This is a genomic window from Yoonia sp. SS1-5 (assembly GCF_038443705.2).
GTDB lineage: Bacteria > Pseudomonadota > Alphaproteobacteria > Rhodobacterales > Rhodobacteraceae > Yoonia > Yoonia rhodophyticola.
This window is the reverse complement of the sequence record NZ_CP151767.2, coordinates 3,366,779-3,380,808: the sequence shown is the minus strand read 5'-3', so window position 1 is coordinate 3,380,808 and position 14,030 is coordinate 3,366,779. Positions and strand designations below refer to the sequence as shown.

Annotated in this window: 13 protein-coding genes; 3 read left to right on the top strand and 10 right to left on the bottom strand. The window is 57.2% G+C overall.

Annotation, left to right across the window (positions count from 1 at the left end; genetic code table 11):
• Positions 1-174: 174 nt before the first annotated feature.
• Entirely contained in the window at positions 175-3,327 is a 3,153-nt protein-coding gene (locus AABB31_RS18035) for a 2Fe-2S iron-sulfur cluster-binding protein (protein WP_373635111.1), read from the top strand.
• Between the two features lie 61 nt (positions 3,328-3,388).
• Here AABB31_RS18035 and AABB31_RS18030 read toward each other — a convergent pair whose 3' ends face one another.
• The 3 genes from AABB31_RS18030 to AABB31_RS18020 are packed head-to-tail and all read right to left on the bottom strand — an operon-like array spanning position 3,389 to position 6,191.
• Positions 3,389-4,699 (bottom strand): TRAP transporter large permease, encoded by a 1,311-nt coding sequence (locus AABB31_RS18030; RefSeq protein WP_342076825.1) that lies wholly within the window; start codon positions 4,697-4,699, stop codon positions 3,389-3,391.
• Between the two features lie 3 nt (positions 4,700-4,702).
• Positions 4,703-5,206: a TRAP transporter small permease gene (locus tag AABB31_RS18025; RefSeq protein WP_342076826.1), complete on the bottom strand. Its 504-nt coding sequence runs from the start codon at positions 5,204-5,206 to the stop codon at positions 4,703-4,705.
• Position 5,207: 1 nt separating this feature from the next.
• Complete coding sequence (locus AABB31_RS18020; protein WP_373635110.1) at positions 5,208-6,191, bottom strand: TRAP transporter substrate-binding protein; 984 nt, start codon at positions 6,189-6,191, stop codon at positions 5,208-5,210.
• 231 nt (positions 6,192-6,422) lie between these two features.
• Here AABB31_RS18020 and AABB31_RS18015 point away from each other — a divergent pair, with 231 nt between their 5' ends.
• Positions 6,423-6,911: a MarR family winged helix-turn-helix transcriptional regulator gene (locus AABB31_RS18015; RefSeq protein WP_373635109.1), complete on the top strand. Its 489-nt coding sequence runs from the start codon at positions 6,423-6,425 to the stop codon at positions 6,909-6,911.
• Between the two features lie 34 nt (positions 6,912-6,945).
• On the opposite strand, the gene AABB31_RS18010 is transcribed toward AABB31_RS18015, so the two are convergent.
• The 3 genes from AABB31_RS18010 to AABB31_RS18000 all read right to left on the bottom strand — a co-directional run bounded on the left by AABB31_RS18010 (position 6,946) and on the right by AABB31_RS18000 (position 9,888).
• Positions 6,946-7,935, bottom strand: a complete 990-nt coding sequence (locus tag AABB31_RS18010) for a carbon-nitrogen hydrolase family protein (RefSeq protein WP_342076830.1) — start codon at positions 7,933-7,935, stop codon at positions 6,946-6,948.
• A gap of 38 nt (positions 7,936-7,973) precedes the next feature.
• Positions 7,974-8,654 (bottom strand): YceI family protein, encoded by a 681-nt coding sequence (locus tag AABB31_RS18005; RefSeq protein ID WP_342076831.1) that lies wholly within the window; start codon positions 8,652-8,654, stop codon positions 7,974-7,976.
• A gap of 148 nt (positions 8,655-8,802) precedes the next feature.
• Positions 8,803-9,888, bottom strand: coding sequence for an MFS transporter (locus AABB31_RS18000; RefSeq protein WP_342076832.1), 1,086 nt, complete (start codon positions 9,886-9,888; stop codon positions 8,803-8,805).
• Here AABB31_RS18000 and AABB31_RS17995 point away from each other — a divergent pair.
• Positions 9,887-10,048, top strand: a complete 162-nt coding sequence (locus AABB31_RS17995) for a hypothetical protein (protein ID WP_342076833.1) — start codon at positions 9,887-9,889, stop codon at positions 10,046-10,048. The genes AABB31_RS18000 and AABB31_RS17995 overlap by 2 nt on opposite strands.
• A 45-nt stretch (positions 10,049-10,093) precedes the next feature.
• On the opposite strand, the gene AABB31_RS17990 is transcribed toward AABB31_RS17995, so the two are convergent.
• Genes AABB31_RS17990 through AABB31_RS17975 form a run of 4 tightly spaced genes read right to left on the bottom strand, consistent with a single transcriptional unit; the run spans position 10,094 to position 13,927 of the window.
• Positions 10,094-10,618, bottom strand: coding sequence for a cytochrome b (locus AABB31_RS17990; protein WP_342076834.1), 525 nt, complete (start codon positions 10,616-10,618; stop codon positions 10,094-10,096).
• Between the two features lie 49 nt (positions 10,619-10,667).
• Positions 10,668-11,237 carry a ricin-type beta-trefoil lectin domain protein gene (locus AABB31_RS17985; protein WP_342076835.1) on the bottom strand — a complete coding sequence of 190 codons (570 nt, stop codon included), beginning with the start codon at positions 11,235-11,237 and terminating at the stop codon, positions 10,668-10,670.
• Positions 11,238-11,267: 30 nt separating this feature from the next.
• Positions 11,268-13,475, bottom strand: a complete 2,208-nt coding sequence (locus tag AABB31_RS17980) for a molybdopterin cofactor-binding domain-containing protein (protein WP_342076836.1) — start codon at positions 13,473-13,475, stop codon at positions 11,268-11,270.
• Entirely contained in the window at positions 13,475-13,927 is a 453-nt protein-coding gene (locus AABB31_RS17975) for a (2Fe-2S)-binding protein (protein WP_342076837.1), read from the bottom strand. The genes AABB31_RS17980 and AABB31_RS17975 overlap by 1 nt, the downstream gene beginning before the upstream one ends.
• Between the last annotated feature and the right edge of the window lie 103 nt (positions 13,928-14,030).

Here is a 14,030-nt window from a genome sequence, read left to right as displayed (position 1 = left end):
TAGCATCGCTTGAAGACGCAAGCGCAAGTTATAATGCTTGATTATCATACGCAAGGTTTATTATATTGATTTAGGATTATATAAGCCTGAGTTGACCTCGCCCTTGGCCCGACGCCAAGTCCGCGACCCACGGTCATCATCGGTCGAACGGAACACAAGGCAGGTCAAAACGATATGTTCAATCAATTCCGCTCTCAGAAAAACCGGCCCATGCATCTGGGGCGCTTCCCCCTGGAGAACGCCACGCGCCAACAAGACACAGACCTGCAAAACGTACCGCCATTTGTGCCGCTGTCCTTTGTCGACAGGGACAGGCCCCAGAGCCTCGTGAACGCCATGCGCGAACATCAGGCGATGATGGATGCCATCCGTGACGGGACCGTGAACGGGTTGGTCTCTGAAACACCGGATGATCTTGAAGAGCGCTCAAACCATCTGAAATCATTTGGGTATTTTTGCGGCGCGTCCATGGCGTCGACTGGAAAACTGCCGTCCGAGGCGATCCTGACCCGTCCCTATCTGAACGAGGGGATCGCAGAACTGGCGCAGGTTCTGCGCACGCGTCAAAGCAAATCGCTGGCACCCGGTCACGACCTGCTGATGGCGGAGTTGCGCGAGTCGATGGAAGCTCCTCCCGGCTCCATCGACACGCATACCCATGCTATCGTCTACTTGTTCGAACATCCCCGGACACCGGACCCGGATGAACCGGGCGCCGACTGGATCATGGGCGCAGAAGATCACCGCTCGGCCCTTCTGGCATCCGAAGCTGCCGTCGTTGTGGCGACCTATTTGCGGCAGCTGGGCCACAGCGCGCGGGCGCATACAGCAAGCAGCGCGGATATTGATCTGAACAAGCTGGCTGTTGCCACCGGCCTTGCTGCTGTTGTGGATGGGCAGGTAAGCGCACCATTTATCGGGTCGCGTTTTGGCATGGCGGCGGTGACAACCTCTTATCCGGTTGGCACCGATTTGCCGCTGGTCGCTGCAAAGCTGCCCAAGAGCAAAGCCATGCTTTATGCCAAGCGCCGGTTCAAGGATGGCGCGCATCCGTTCGAGAAGATCAAGCGCGTTGATGCGCCCACAACATATATCGACGAAGGCAATGTTGCACGGCTGCCAAAGCGGTCTGACATGCTGATCCGCGCGGCCTTTGGTGACCTCGGCAAACCGCTTCAGCAAAAGTGGAAGGGTGGCTATGCAACAATGAAAAGCCCCACCTCCCCCGCGCAGCGTCGCCCACTCAGTGCCTTTGCCCTATTGCAAAACGGGCCAGTTGCGGAATGTCAAATCCCCTACACCCCGCAAGAGGCGCATGACCACGTCAAAGCCGCCACCTATTTTCTAAGTGTTGATGGTGTTGGCGTCTCTCGTTGCCCTGATTGGGCCTACTATTCCCATAACGCCGCTGGCGAAGAAGTCATCCCATCCCATGATCAGGCGATCTCGATGGTGATTGATCAGGGCTTTGACACAATGGAAGGGGCCAGCGGCGATGATTGGATTTCGGTCGCGCAATCCATGCGGGGCTATCTGCGCTTTGCACTCCTGGGCGGGGTGATCGCACATCAGATCAGGAATGTTGGCTACCCAGCAAAGGCACACACGATGGTTGAGGGCGAGGTTATCCAACCGCCCCTTCTGCTATTATCCGGCCTAGGCGAGGTCAGCAGGATTGGCGAGGTCATTTTGAACCCCTATCTGGGTCCAAGGCTCAAATCCGGCGTTGTGACGACCGAGCTGCCAATGTCCCATGACAAGCCCATTGATTTCGGTCTGCAGAAATTCTGCGACAGCTGCAAGAAATGCGCGCGGGAATGCCCGTCTGGTGCGATCACGGCGGGCCCGAAGCTGATGCATAATGGCTATGAGATATGGAAATCCGATAGTCAGAAATGCGCGACATACCGGGTCAGTAACCTTGGTGGGGGCATGTGCGGGCGTTGCATGAAGACCTGCCCTTGGAATTTGGAGGGTGTTTTGGCTGATGCGGCCTGGCGATGGACCGCGATGAAAGTGCCGGGGACGGCACCCGCGCTGGCGAAACTTGATGACATGCTGGATCGCGGGCAGATCAATCCGGTCAAAAAGTGGTGGTGGGATCTGGAAGTGCAGGAGGACGGCGCATTCCGGCCAACCAAGCACCCGGTCAATGAACGCGCGCTGCAGAAAGATCTCGACCTGAAATACGAGGATCAGACCCTTGCGGTCGTCACACCCGCCCTTGCGCCGCCACCGCACCCCTTCCCTTCACCGCTTAATCGCGAGGACGGGATCGAGGCTTATCAAGCCATGGTCACAGCAGAGGTTTACAAAGAGCGGATGGCGCGTGGTGATACCGACGGGCTGATCAACGAATACACAGTTGAGGGCGAAAACCCCGCCATTCAGGTCGAAATCGCCAAGGCCGAGGTAATGGCCGAGGGGGTAACCAAATACGAATTGCGAGCGGTAAACGGCCATGTCCTTCCTGAATGGGAAGCGGGCGCGCATCTGGATATCGTCGTCGCACCCGAGTATTTACGCCAATACTCCCTGTCCGGCTGCCCCAGTGACCGGAGCAAATACCAGATCGGCGTCCTGCGCGAGGACGAAGGGAGCGGTGGCTCCAAGCTGTTGCACCGCATCTTCACCCAGGGGCGCAAGGTCTTCGTCTCTCGCCCGATCAATCATTTCCCGTTGGTTGAAAGCGCTTCCAAAACCTACCTGATGGCAGGCGGTATTGGGATCACCGCGATGATGGCCATGGCGCACCGGCTGCACGCCATCGGTGCAGAGTTTGAGCTGCACTATTCCGGCCGGTCCCGCAGACACATGGGCTTTCTCGATGACCTACAGGCCTTCGCCTGGGCTGACCGGGTCAAGTTGCACATTAGCGATGAAGGGTCCCGTGCGGATCTGAGCCAAATCCTGACATATACGCCCGGTGCCCATGTCTACACCTGTGGGGCAGAGGCCTATATGCAATCCGTAATGGACGCGGCAGAGGCATGTGGTTTCCCGGAGGATGCAAGGCATCTGGAATATTTCTCTGTTCCAGAAGCACCGGAATACGAGGATCATCCCTTTGTCGTGCGCATCGCCAGTTCCGGGCAGGAGTTTGATGTCCCCATCGGCAAAAGTGTTGCCGACGTGCTGAACGAGAACGACATTTCGATCGACCTGAAATGCGGTGACGGGATTTGCGGCGTATGCAAATGCGGCGTGACAGCGGGCGCAGTTGAACACCGGGATTTCGTACTGTCCAAGGCACAGCGCGAGACCACGATGATCACCTGCCAGTCGCGTGCAGCAACGGCAGGCGAGACCATCACACTGGATCTATGACAAGTTTCGGGACAGGTTGCAGGGCGGGCGCCGGTGGCGTTCTGCCCTGAATGCGCGGCACCTAACGCGCGCCCAGCATCGTGTCGGGCAGCATCAGCACGATCTGCGGGAAGAGCAGCAGGATCACCAATGCCACCAGCATCGCACCCCAGAACGGCCAAATGCCGCGGAAGATTGTGCCGATATTCACATCCGGTGCGACGCTTTTCACGATGAACACGTTCATCCCCACTGGCGGCGAGATCAGGCCCATTTCCAGCGCAATCACCGCCAAGACGCCAAACAGGATCATATCCACGCCAAGTGGCTCCAGAATTGGCTGGATCAGGGGAACCGTCAGGACCAGCATCGCGAAGCTGTCCAGGAACATGCCAAGAATGATGAAGACCAGTAGAAAAGCGATCATCACCTGTGTGCCGCTCAGCCCCAGCCCACCGACATATTCTGCCAGAAACAGCGTGATGCCGGTAAAGCCGATGAACGACTTGAACATGAACGCGCCAAACAGGATCAGATAGACCGTGCCAGTCGCCTGCAGCGTGGAACTGAACACCGTCTTGATGTTCTCTCTATTCAGCGATCTGCGCAGCAACGCGACAACCAGCGTCAGGAACGCCCCGATCCCGGCGGCCTCGGTCGCTGAAAAGACGCCGCCATAGATGCCGCCGATGGTCAGGAAGATGATACTGAGAATGGCGCTGGCACGGCCAAGGGCCGAAAACCGCTGACCCCACGAAAACCGTTCGGTGTTTTGCGGCGCGATTTCGGGATTACGCAGGGTCCACAGCCAGATCGCCACAATGAAGAGTGATGTCAGCATGATCCCCGGCAGGATGCCAGCCAGAAAGAGCCGTCCAATGCTTTCCTCCGTCAGGATCGCGAACACGACGAAGCCAGCGGATGGCGGAATGAGAATGCCAAGGGTGCCACCTGCCGCGATGGCTCCGGTCGCAAGGCTGTCATTATAGCCGAACCGCTTCATTTCCGGCAGGGAAACGCGCCCCATCGTCATGGCCGAGGCGAGCGAGGACCCGGATAGGGCCGAAAACCCCGCACAGCCCACAACCGCGGCCGAGGCCAGCCCACCCCGGAAATGCCCGATCCAGGTATGGGCCGCCGTGTAGATGTCCCGGCTCATGCCTGAAACGCCTGCCAGATTGCCCATCAGCACGAATAGCGGGATGATCGACAATGGGTAGCTTGTCGCCTCGCCAAATATCTCAAGTGCCAGCTTGGGAAGGGCCGCTTGTGGGCGGATCAGGTAGATCCCCGCAGCCCCGACAAGCATCATGGCGACGCCCACGGACATCCGCAGATAAAGCAACAACAACAGTACGGCGAAACCGCCGATTGCGATGGCGAACAAGTCCATGACCTAGCTTTCTTCGACAGGGGTGGGATGCGGGCGCCATGCGCGCCAGAGACTTAATGCTGCGCAAAATGCCATGGACGCTGCCAGCGCCAGATAGAAGGGCCCGTGCGGAATGGCCAGATTGTCGGTGATGTCACCGCAGGCAAAGCCGCAAGTACTTTTCTTGATCAGCGCATAACAGGCGGTTGCAAAAAGCAAGGCGGTCAGCGTCTCGATGATGCGGCCCAGATACAGAAGGGATTTCACACCGAAATGCCCTTCGATCAGTTCGATTGTCACATGGGCCTTCTTCAGCGCCGCCCAGGTGACCGAACATGCCACGACCGCTGATGAGACCATCATCGACACGTCGATAAGGCCAAAGATCGGGTCATTGAGCGCGTAACGCCAGACCACATCGGCAACCGTCAAAAAGACCAGCCCCAACAGCCCAATGGATCCGATCACGGCAATGACACCGCCGGAGCCGTCGAAAAACCGATCAACCCCCAGACGGCGCCCTTGCATCTTATTGGCCCTTCAAGAGGGCTACGATGTCGCCAACTGTGCGATCACCGGCGTCTTCTGCCGACACGGTCGCCATCACCTCTGCAACAACGGCATCGATCTCTTGGCGGTCTTCAGGAGAGAATTCGATGATCTCAAGGCCCTTTTCTTCGGCATGTGCCAGGCCCTGGCGCCCGATGTTCCAGTACATTTCGGCGGCCTGCATCGACAGATCCGACGCTGCAACCTTGTCCACCGCGGCTTTGCCCGCATCATCAAGCCCGTCGTAGACGCCTTGGTTCATGGCGACGACAAATGTAGGTGCGCCACCAGCAAACCAGTTCGTGACATAGTTGCCCGGCTCATCCAGCTTGAAAGACAAGATACCCGAGGGGTCGATCATGATGCCGTCGATCACCCCATTCGCAAGCGCCTGGTTGATATCTGTCACCGGTATCGCAACTGGCGATGCACCCAGAGCTTCGACAAAGGGAATAGCGGTCGGATCAGGAACCCGGATTTTCATGCCCCGAATGTCATCAAGCGTCCGAACAGGCGTATCGCGTGTGATCAGAACCGGTGGTGAGGCTGTCCAAAGGCCGACAATCTTGCCCCGGTACTCTGTCGCGATCTCGCTTTCCGCGGCCCGCAGCATCGTGGTGCATTCGGCGGCCGTTTCACAAAGATTGGGCAGGCTGATCACAGAGGTTTTGGGAAACAGGCGGCTGGTGGCACTTGGGGTCATGAACACGATGTCAGCAACACCATCCAGCATGATAGAGTATTGCTTAGAAGGGACACCATTCAAAGCACCCCCCGGATAATGCTCGACCGTCAAGGCGCCACCGGTCTCTTCGGCGATCATTTCGCCCATCGGCGTCAGGAACGCCTTGTTCATCGGGTGATTGGCCCCCATGAAATAGGCCAGCGACAAGGTTTCCGCCTGCGCTGGCAATGCAAGTGTGATTGCGCTGATTGCGGCAATGGCAAACGATTTGATCTTCATTATGTCCTCCCAAACAGAATGCGTGCCGTCCACGTGGACAAAGCCGCATATCCCTCATTCCTGGTCCGACTCGGTGCCGGATTTGATGGTGCTTACAATGCTAATGTAGTATTATACTGTCAAGTTATAATCTACATTGGTTATTATATGTTGGTGAGATATTAGTTGGCCAGCGACCATTTGGTGGTTTAGACTCGCCGCAACAACTCGAACAGAAAGTAGAAAAAGAACATGAACCAAGCAGCAAAGGAGTTTGTCGTGGAAGGGCTGCTAGACACTGATTATCGGCTGCACCTCAGCGCCGGATATCGTCTGTCGCGTATTTCCCGGCTGATACAGACCCGGCTTGAAAGCCAGCTGGCCGAGATTGGTTTGACCCGGATGAAATGGTGCGTCCTTGCAAGTATCGGACTAAGCAAGATCAGTACGTCATCGGAACTGGCCGATTATATCGGCGTGACGCGTCAGGCAACGTCGCGTGTGCTGGTCCAGATGCGCAAAGAGGGTCTGATAGATCAGGTGCTGGACGCGCTGGACGGACGATCACGTCTATTGAAACTTACCCCGAAGGGCATTGATTTGCTTAATCAATGTGTTCCGATGGTCGAGAAAAATAGGGCCCGCTTCCTTGACAAGCTGTCGAAGTCGCAGCGCAAGGAATTCGACCGGTTCATTGACATCATCCTCGAAGGTGAAAGCACGCCAGTCGACAGTTTGTGACGGCGTGCTCTGATAGCGCAAAGGCTGCGGCGGGTTAGTCCGCCGCAGTCAGCCGTTCGGGATCAGGCTGATCAGCCGCGTCCTGCGCCACGACTGACGTGTTCTTGCCCTCAAAAATATGCTTCGCGACGTCCGGGCGGAAGTAGTGGCCAGCCGGATCGGCAAAGATCTTGGCTTTTTCGATATAGGATGCATCAAACTCGGCAATTGCAAAGCCATCTTCGTGCTCGTCCAGCGGCTCGGTAAGCCGGTATCCGTCCGGGCCATAGACAGCAGCCGCACCACCGCCGGGCTGGATGAATTCCTTCAGCGCGTCATTGCCCATGGTGACGGTATCAATATCTTCGGGGCGAATGATCGAGTTGGCCGCAATTACGAAACACTGGCCCTGCAACGCGTAGCTGAAGCATTCGTTCAGATTGGCTTCCTTCGAGAAGGCATAGGTCTTGCGCAGCCCCTTGAACAGACCAAAGGACGGCCAGCAGGCCACGTGGATCTGCTCACCCAAGGCGTACATGCCATGGCGCATGATCGGCTGCACATTCTCAAAGCACACCAGCCCCCCGACAGTCGCAAAGGGGGTTTCAACGACCTTGATATCGGTCGCGGGCCCTTCGCCCCAAACTGTCCTTTCCATATGGGTCGGGCGCAGCTTGCGGCGGGTCATGCGCAGGTTTCCATGATCATCAATCAAGGCCTGGGCTGCATAAATGCTGCCCTTGTCACGCTCGGCAAATCCCAGCATGACCCAGACGCCCGCCCGTTCACAGGCTTCGCGAATGGCCTTCATCTCGGGGCCATCAATGCAGATCGCATTCTCGCGATATTTCATCACCATTGGCATCGTTTCCATCGGCGGATGGAGAAAGATCATATGTGGATAGCCAGGTAACCACGACTCACCGAACCCCAGCAGCCGAATATCTTGCCGGCCGGCCTGTTCGATCAATGCGATGGTCTTGTCGGTCGTGCCCTTTGCATCCAGCCATTCTGGAGCAGCCTGTACCGCGGCAATTTTTGTCATTGGAGTGTCCTTTGCTTTGGCTGTGTCCAGCAGGGTTGTTACGACGCGTTTGGCATCAGATATTCGGTTTCGAATTCGATCATGACCTCATCCGTCACGAAGGGTGGCTCAAGCAGGAACGTCATCCCGTAGTCCGACCGTTTCACGGTGCCGGTTGCGGAAAAGCCGACCACGGCATAGCCGGGAATGAACGGATGCTGCGCCAGCGCCCCATTGAACGTGACGTCCATGTCCAGCGGCAGCGTTTTGCCCAGCATCGTCAGCTCACCCTTGACGATACCCGTATTGTCGCCCGTTGGCTCTATGGATGTCGATACAAAGGAAATCTCGGGGAAGGTGTCGGCTTGAAAGAAGTTTTCGTGCTTGGCCAGATGTTCGTCCCAGCCCGCGAAAGTCGAGTCAGGGTAAATGGCGCTGTAGTCTCCGGCATAGTCGGCCTTGATGGATAACGGATCAACTGTCAGTTCAACATGCGACTGTGTGGGGTCGTCTGCATTCAACGCAATGGTCGACTCCACCCCAATAAATCGCGCCACGTAGGTCGACAGGCCAATATGCCCGACTTTGAATGCCAACGTGGTGTGGTTGGCATCCGCTGTATAAGTGCCAGACGGTGTGTCGATCAACTTGGTTTCGGCAGATGCCAGTCCCGGTAGCATCAGCTGCACGGCGCTGAGCGCAGCGACAAAACAACCATCCTTGATAACCTGAGCAAACATGATTTCTCCTCCCGTTAGCCACGATCACTCTGCGCAAGATCAGTGTCCTGCGCGCATAATGTCGATTGCATATAATCAACAACGCTTATTATATATTTAGGACATGATGTCAACAACAGATCAAATTGGCATCGCGGAAAAAGGTCAGCTACACGCGGTCTGCACTTGCTGCCGCATTGCCTGCGCTGATCCTCGCAACAAAGAACAACAACGCAGAAATACTGGCAGCCACCAAAGCGAAGGCGATGAAAATCCCTTTCAGGGAAAGAAACATCCCAAGCAGCCCCGCGAACATTGGGCCGCAAAACTGTCCCAGGAAAACGAATGTTGTCATAAGCCCTGCGGCACGCCCCCGCGCCTCGGGGGCTATCACGCTCATCAGCCAGGAATTCTGGTTTGGCATGATGGCACCAAGCGCCAACCCGGTTGTCAGCGTCCCGATGACAATCTGGAAAACAGTTGTCGCCGTGCCAATCAGCCCGTAGCCGATTGCAAACAAGCCGAAGCAAACCGCATAGATCGCAATCGGCGAAAGCGCCCGGCCGATCCGTTGAAAATTCATCGACGTCAGCACACCCGACAAGGTCACTGACGCAAGGATCATGCCCGATACCGCTGTCGACGTGACCCCTATATCAGCCAAAACAAAGGGAAGGCGCACAGGAATGACGTAGAAGATCGCCATTGTCATAAACCCAAGCGCCCCGATTTTCAGACACACACCCCAATCCAGCGGTACTTTTTGTCCACCGGCACGTTTGTGTGGCTTTGGCTGCGGTTTGATGTACATCAGCGCCAGAACTGCGACGGGTAGTGCCAGCAGATACAACGCGAAGGCCCCCCGCCACGAGATTTCTGCCAAGAACCCACCGAAGGTTATGAATACAACTCCCCCAAGGCTCATTGTGGCGGATTGTTTGCCCATGAACTTCATACGGGCCGGGCCGTTCCACAGCTCGCCCGCCAGCATCATGGCGATGGTCATCGTACCGGCAACCCCAACCCCAAGCACTATGCGACCAATCAGGATACTGGTCATGGTGTCAGCAAACAGCCCGGACGCACCCCCCATCGCATATAGCGAAAGCGCGATCATAAGCATTGGCATACGCCCAAATCGTTCTGCCATAACACCAAACAATGCCGCAGACAGGATGATCGCAACCGATGGCAGGCTCAGCATCAGCCCAAGCAGCGCTTCGACTTCCGGAACATTGGCAAAGTGCACCGCCATGCCGGGTAGTGACGGTGCAATCGTCGCGTTGGCCATTATGGTGAGGCTTGAGATACCCAAGACCGCAATTGTCGTGGCTGTTCCGGGCGACGCCGAAGCATCATGTGTTTTGTCCGATGACATCGGCGGGTTTTCCTTTGTTTGTGGGCGCGCAGGCTGATCCTCCACGCGTTTTTCATCGCTGAAAGATTGACGCGCGAATGTGCTAACCCTTCAGCATCCGCAAAAGCGTTCTGTCCTGATCAACCAGATGATGCTTAAGGGCTGCGGCGATGTGGACGGCCAGTGTTATCGTCAACAAATAGGCTACAATCTTGTGCGCCATCCGCGCGCCGATCACCATGGCGTCGACTTTTTCGACCGCCGGTATTGTGAACAGCCCAAAGACATTTGTCGGAATCCCCGAGAAAACCGCCAGAGTCAGGCCCGACACCGGCATCAGCAAGACGCAGGCCAGCAGCACCTTGTGACTGACCGTCGACGCGCGTTCCTGCCAGGCTGGCAACGCTCCCACAGGCTCTGCAAAGCCCTGGATCATCCGATACCCGACCCGCCACAGGGCCAAGATCAACAAAAGGACGCCCATGGCCTTGTGATTGTTCAAGAGCGGCAGTTTTTCAGGCAGCGCCAGGCCGCCATATGCCAGAAAATAACCAAAGCCGAGCATCGCCACAAAAAGCAATGCGGTCAGCCAGTGGTTCAGTCTCGAAATTCGGTCGTAGGTGGTCATTTTGTGCCTTTCCTTTCTCGTCGTTCGGTCGCGAAATGGGTATTGCGTGCTAGGTCATTGGCGGGATCAGCGCCCAGGTTGCGCGATCCGTAGGGGCGGTGTCGCAGACATCCATGTAGATGGGCCGCCAGCGATGCGCTGAACTTGCGGTTTCAGCCGATCGCGGCCCAACCACGAGGCACAGATCACTGCCCTTGAGGTTCAGTTTGCCGTCTGCCTGAAACTGGAACTGCTGTTGGACTTCGAGCAGGCTGATCCCGGTGTTTTCGCCGCAATCGCGCAATGCCAGGCTGATGCCGGGCAAGACCGTGCGCCCACCGCCCATCGCGGTCAGACACAGGTCAAAGGCCGGAAACCGGATGCTTCCATCGCTCATATGTGTGACGATTTCATCCGCGGCCTGGCCGGGCTTGCAGTTGTGCACCACAAGTGGCCGGTCAAAGGCGTAGCGCCCGCCGGACCCAACGACATCCAGGCAATACCCATCCTGTGGACGGTCAAGCCGATCTACCAGCTGCAAATAGCTTGGATCGCTGACCGCCGTTTGTGCCTGTGCTGCTGGTGCCAATAGAATGGCGATACCCGCACAAAGGGCCTTGCAAAGAGATGTGTGACCCATCGTCAAATCCTCTGTCGTTGTTTTTGAGCTTCAAGCGAGCGCCGCTTTCACCCGCGCGGGGGTGAAAGGCAGATGCCGCAAACGCCGCCCGGTCAGGCGGAACATTGCATTGGCAATGGCCGCAGGGACCATGCCTGTCGACAGCTCGCCAATCCCGCCTGGTTTGTCGCCGGTGGGCATAAGTTCCAGTTCGATATTGGGTGCCTGATCCGCCCGAAGAATTTCGTAGTCATAGTAATTGTTCTGCTCGACTTCGCCGTTCTTGATGACCAGCTCTTCCTTCAGTGCGCAGCTGACGCCAAACATCAGCCCGCCTTCGATCTGGGCCAGTGCATTTTGCGGCGACACAACCAAACCCGGATCAAACGCGCCCCAGATATTGTGTACCGATATTGCGCCACTATCCCGGTCGACCGAGACCTCGACAGCGGCAAGACCGTGGCTGCTGAAATGCAACCCAAGCCCAAGACCCAGGGCTGTGTCGGTGCGCGGTCGGTCCCAATCCGACATCTCCAGAACCCGTTCCAGCATCGCGCTGCCTGACGGGTTTTGCGCCAACAGATCGCGCCGGAAGTCCACAACATCGCGCCCGGCATCCGCGGCCAGCTCATCCACGAAAGATTCCGCGGCAAACAACGTGTAGCTGGATGCGGTCGCCCGCCATGGCATGATCCGCGCCCGGCGTTCGGTTTTGACATGTTCGGACAGAAAATCCGGGATGCCGTAATAGGGGTTTTGCGACCCGGACACCGAAATACCGTCGCGTGGCGCGGCTGCTTCCCACCGTTCTGGATTGAAATATTCAATGACAGACGGGGTCGCGACGCGGTGATGCCAGCCCGTAACCTGCCCATTCTCAGTCAACCCCGCACGCATCACTTGCGCAGCGATGGGGCGAAATGCGCCGAACTTCAGGTCATCTTCGCGGGTCCAGATAACCTTGACCGGCTTGCCGACGGCCTTTGATGCGAGCAGCGCATCGCGCACATAGTTTTGCATCAATTCGACACGACGCCCAAAGCTGCCGCCCATGGTCATCATATTCAATCGCACGCGATCCTGCGACGTGCCCAACACTGCCATGATGGTCTTGGTGGTCAGCGTTTGGGTTTGTGTGCCCGCCCAGACATCGGCACCTTTGCCATCATCATCGACTGACGCAACAACGGCCATTGGCTCCATCTGTGCATGATAGGCGTAGTCAGACAGATAGGTGCGTTCCAACTGGCGCGGGGCCGCGTCGATGGCCGCTGGTGCATCACCGGCAGCGCGAAACGGAATAGTGGCGGTAGCCGGGTCCATTGCCGCAGTCAGATAGCTTTGCAGATCTGCCTCACTATCCGCCGTCCGGAAGGGCGAGGTTTCCGTCCACGCGACCGACAACATATCGCGGGCGATCAGGGCATTTTCGATATGGGTGGCCACCACCGCGATACCATCGGGTAGCGGCACGATATCAATGACACCAGGCATTGCACGGGCATCTGCATCGTCGATCGACAGGACTGTTTCCCCTTCGACCGGGGCACGCAAGACAGCAGCATAGACCATATCCGGCAAACGGACGTCGATGGCATATGTTGCCTGCCCTGTAGATTTCGCAAAGACATCGTGGCGCGCGAAATCCTTGCCAATATAGCGAAACGTTGCAGGGTCTTTCAGGTCTGTCTCGGTCACATCCGGGATCGCAATCGTGCCAGTCCAGTTTGCGGCAATATCACCATAGGGCAGGCTTTGACCCGTTTCCGGGTCAATGACACGGCCCGGCTCCGTCCGCAGCCGTTCCGCAGGCACGGACCAATGTGCAGCGGCCGCCGCGATCATGGTTTTGCGCGCTTGCGCACCGGCAAGCCGCATCTTGGTCATATAGGCAATAACCGTGCCGCTACCCGCAGTGTAAAGCAGCGGCTCGCCAAAACGGGAGTCCCCGTAACGCAGGTCATTGTCGCTGAGTTGTTCGACAACCACGTCGTCCCAATCGGCATCCAGCTCATCGGCCAGAATGGCTGGCAGGGCCGAAGAACTGCCTTGCCCCATTTCCGTGTTGGGGTAGGTGATATGTACCGCACCACTGGGGCGGATCTGCAGCCAGATGTTGGGTGCGGGCATCGGCATGTCGTCTGCGACCGTCTGCGCCGACAATTGTCCATCAGCGGCGATGACAAAGATCAACGCTCCGCCGCCAGCCAGAAAGCTGCGGCGTGAGGGTTTGCTGCTTGCGTGGGTCCCGTCCATCATCATGCCTCCCTGGCGGCGCGTTCGATGGCGCGCGTCATCGTGGCGTATGTTCCGCACCGGCACAGGTTCGGGCGCATATGGTCGCGAATTTCGTCGCGGCTGGGGGAGGGATTGCTGGCAAGCAGGGTGGCCGCCCGCATAATCTGCCCCGATTGGCAGTACCCGCATTGTGGCACCTGTTCTGCTACCCATGCTTTCTGCAAAGGGTGATCACCAGCGTCCGACAACCCTTCGATGGTGGTAATCTCTGTGCCATCCAGATCGACCACATATAATTGACACGCAAACTGTGCTTCGCCGTCGACATGCACAGTGCAAGCACCGCAGGCGGCAACCCCGCAGCCGTACTTTGTCCCTGTCAAACCAAGATCTTCACGCAAGAAAAACAGCAGCCGGATGTCGTCTGAAACATCCGCTTCGATGACTTTGCCGTTCAGTGTGAATTTCGACATTCCCGATCCTCGCTTTTGGTTCCCAGCTTGCTCTTGCAAATTGACTTAGGTCGTCGTTGAATGGCCAGCAAACGATGTTCTGCCAAAATTGTTTGAGAAGCAG

Excerpts from the sequence above, each read along its gene's own strand:
- AABB31_RS17995 (WP_342076833.1), top strand. The coding sequence starts at position 9,887 with ATGCCGGGTAGTGACGGTGCAATCGTCGCGTTGGCCATTATGGTGAGG.
- AABB31_RS17980 (WP_342076836.1), bottom strand. The coding sequence starts at position 13,475 with ATGATGGACGGGACCCACGCAAGCAGCAAACCCTCACGCCGCAGCTTT.
- AABB31_RS18035 (WP_373635111.1), top strand. The coding sequence starts at position 175 with ATGTTCAATCAATTCCGCTCTCAGAAAAACCGGCCCATGCATCTGGGG.
- AABB31_RS17990 (WP_342076834.1), bottom strand. The coding sequence starts at position 10,618 with ATGACCACCTACGACCGAATTTCGAGACTGAACCACTGGCTGACCGCA.
- AABB31_RS18000 (WP_342076832.1), bottom strand. The coding sequence starts at position 9,888 with ATGGCGGTGCACTTTGCCAATGTTCCGGAAGTCGAAGCGCTGCTTGGG.
- AABB31_RS18015 (WP_373635109.1), top strand. The coding sequence starts at position 6,423 with ATGAACCAAGCAGCAAAGGAGTTTGTCGTGGAAGGGCTGCTAGACACT.
- AABB31_RS18020 (WP_373635110.1), bottom strand. The coding sequence starts at position 6,191 with ATGAAGATCAAATCGTTTGCCATTGCCGCAATCAGCGCAATCACACTT.
- AABB31_RS18005 (WP_342076831.1), bottom strand. The coding sequence starts at position 8,654 with ATGTTTGCTCAGGTTATCAAGGATGGTTGTTTTGTCGCTGCGCTCAGC.
- AABB31_RS17975 (WP_342076837.1), bottom strand. The coding sequence starts at position 13,927 with ATGTCGAAATTCACACTGAACGGCAAAGTCATCGAAGCGGATGTTTCA.
- AABB31_RS18030 (WP_342076825.1), bottom strand. The coding sequence starts at position 4,699 with ATGGACTTGTTCGCCATCGCAATCGGCGGTTTCGCCGTACTGTTGTTG.
- AABB31_RS17985 (WP_342076835.1), bottom strand. The coding sequence starts at position 11,237 with ATGGGTCACACATCTCTTTGCAAGGCCCTTTGTGCGGGTATCGCCATT.
- AABB31_RS18025 (WP_342076826.1), bottom strand. The coding sequence starts at position 5,206 with ATGCAAGGGCGCCGTCTGGGGGTTGATCGGTTTTTCGACGGCTCCGGC.
- AABB31_RS18010 (WP_342076830.1), bottom strand. The coding sequence starts at position 7,935 with ATGACAAAAATTGCCGCGGTACAGGCTGCTCCAGAATGGCTGGATGCA.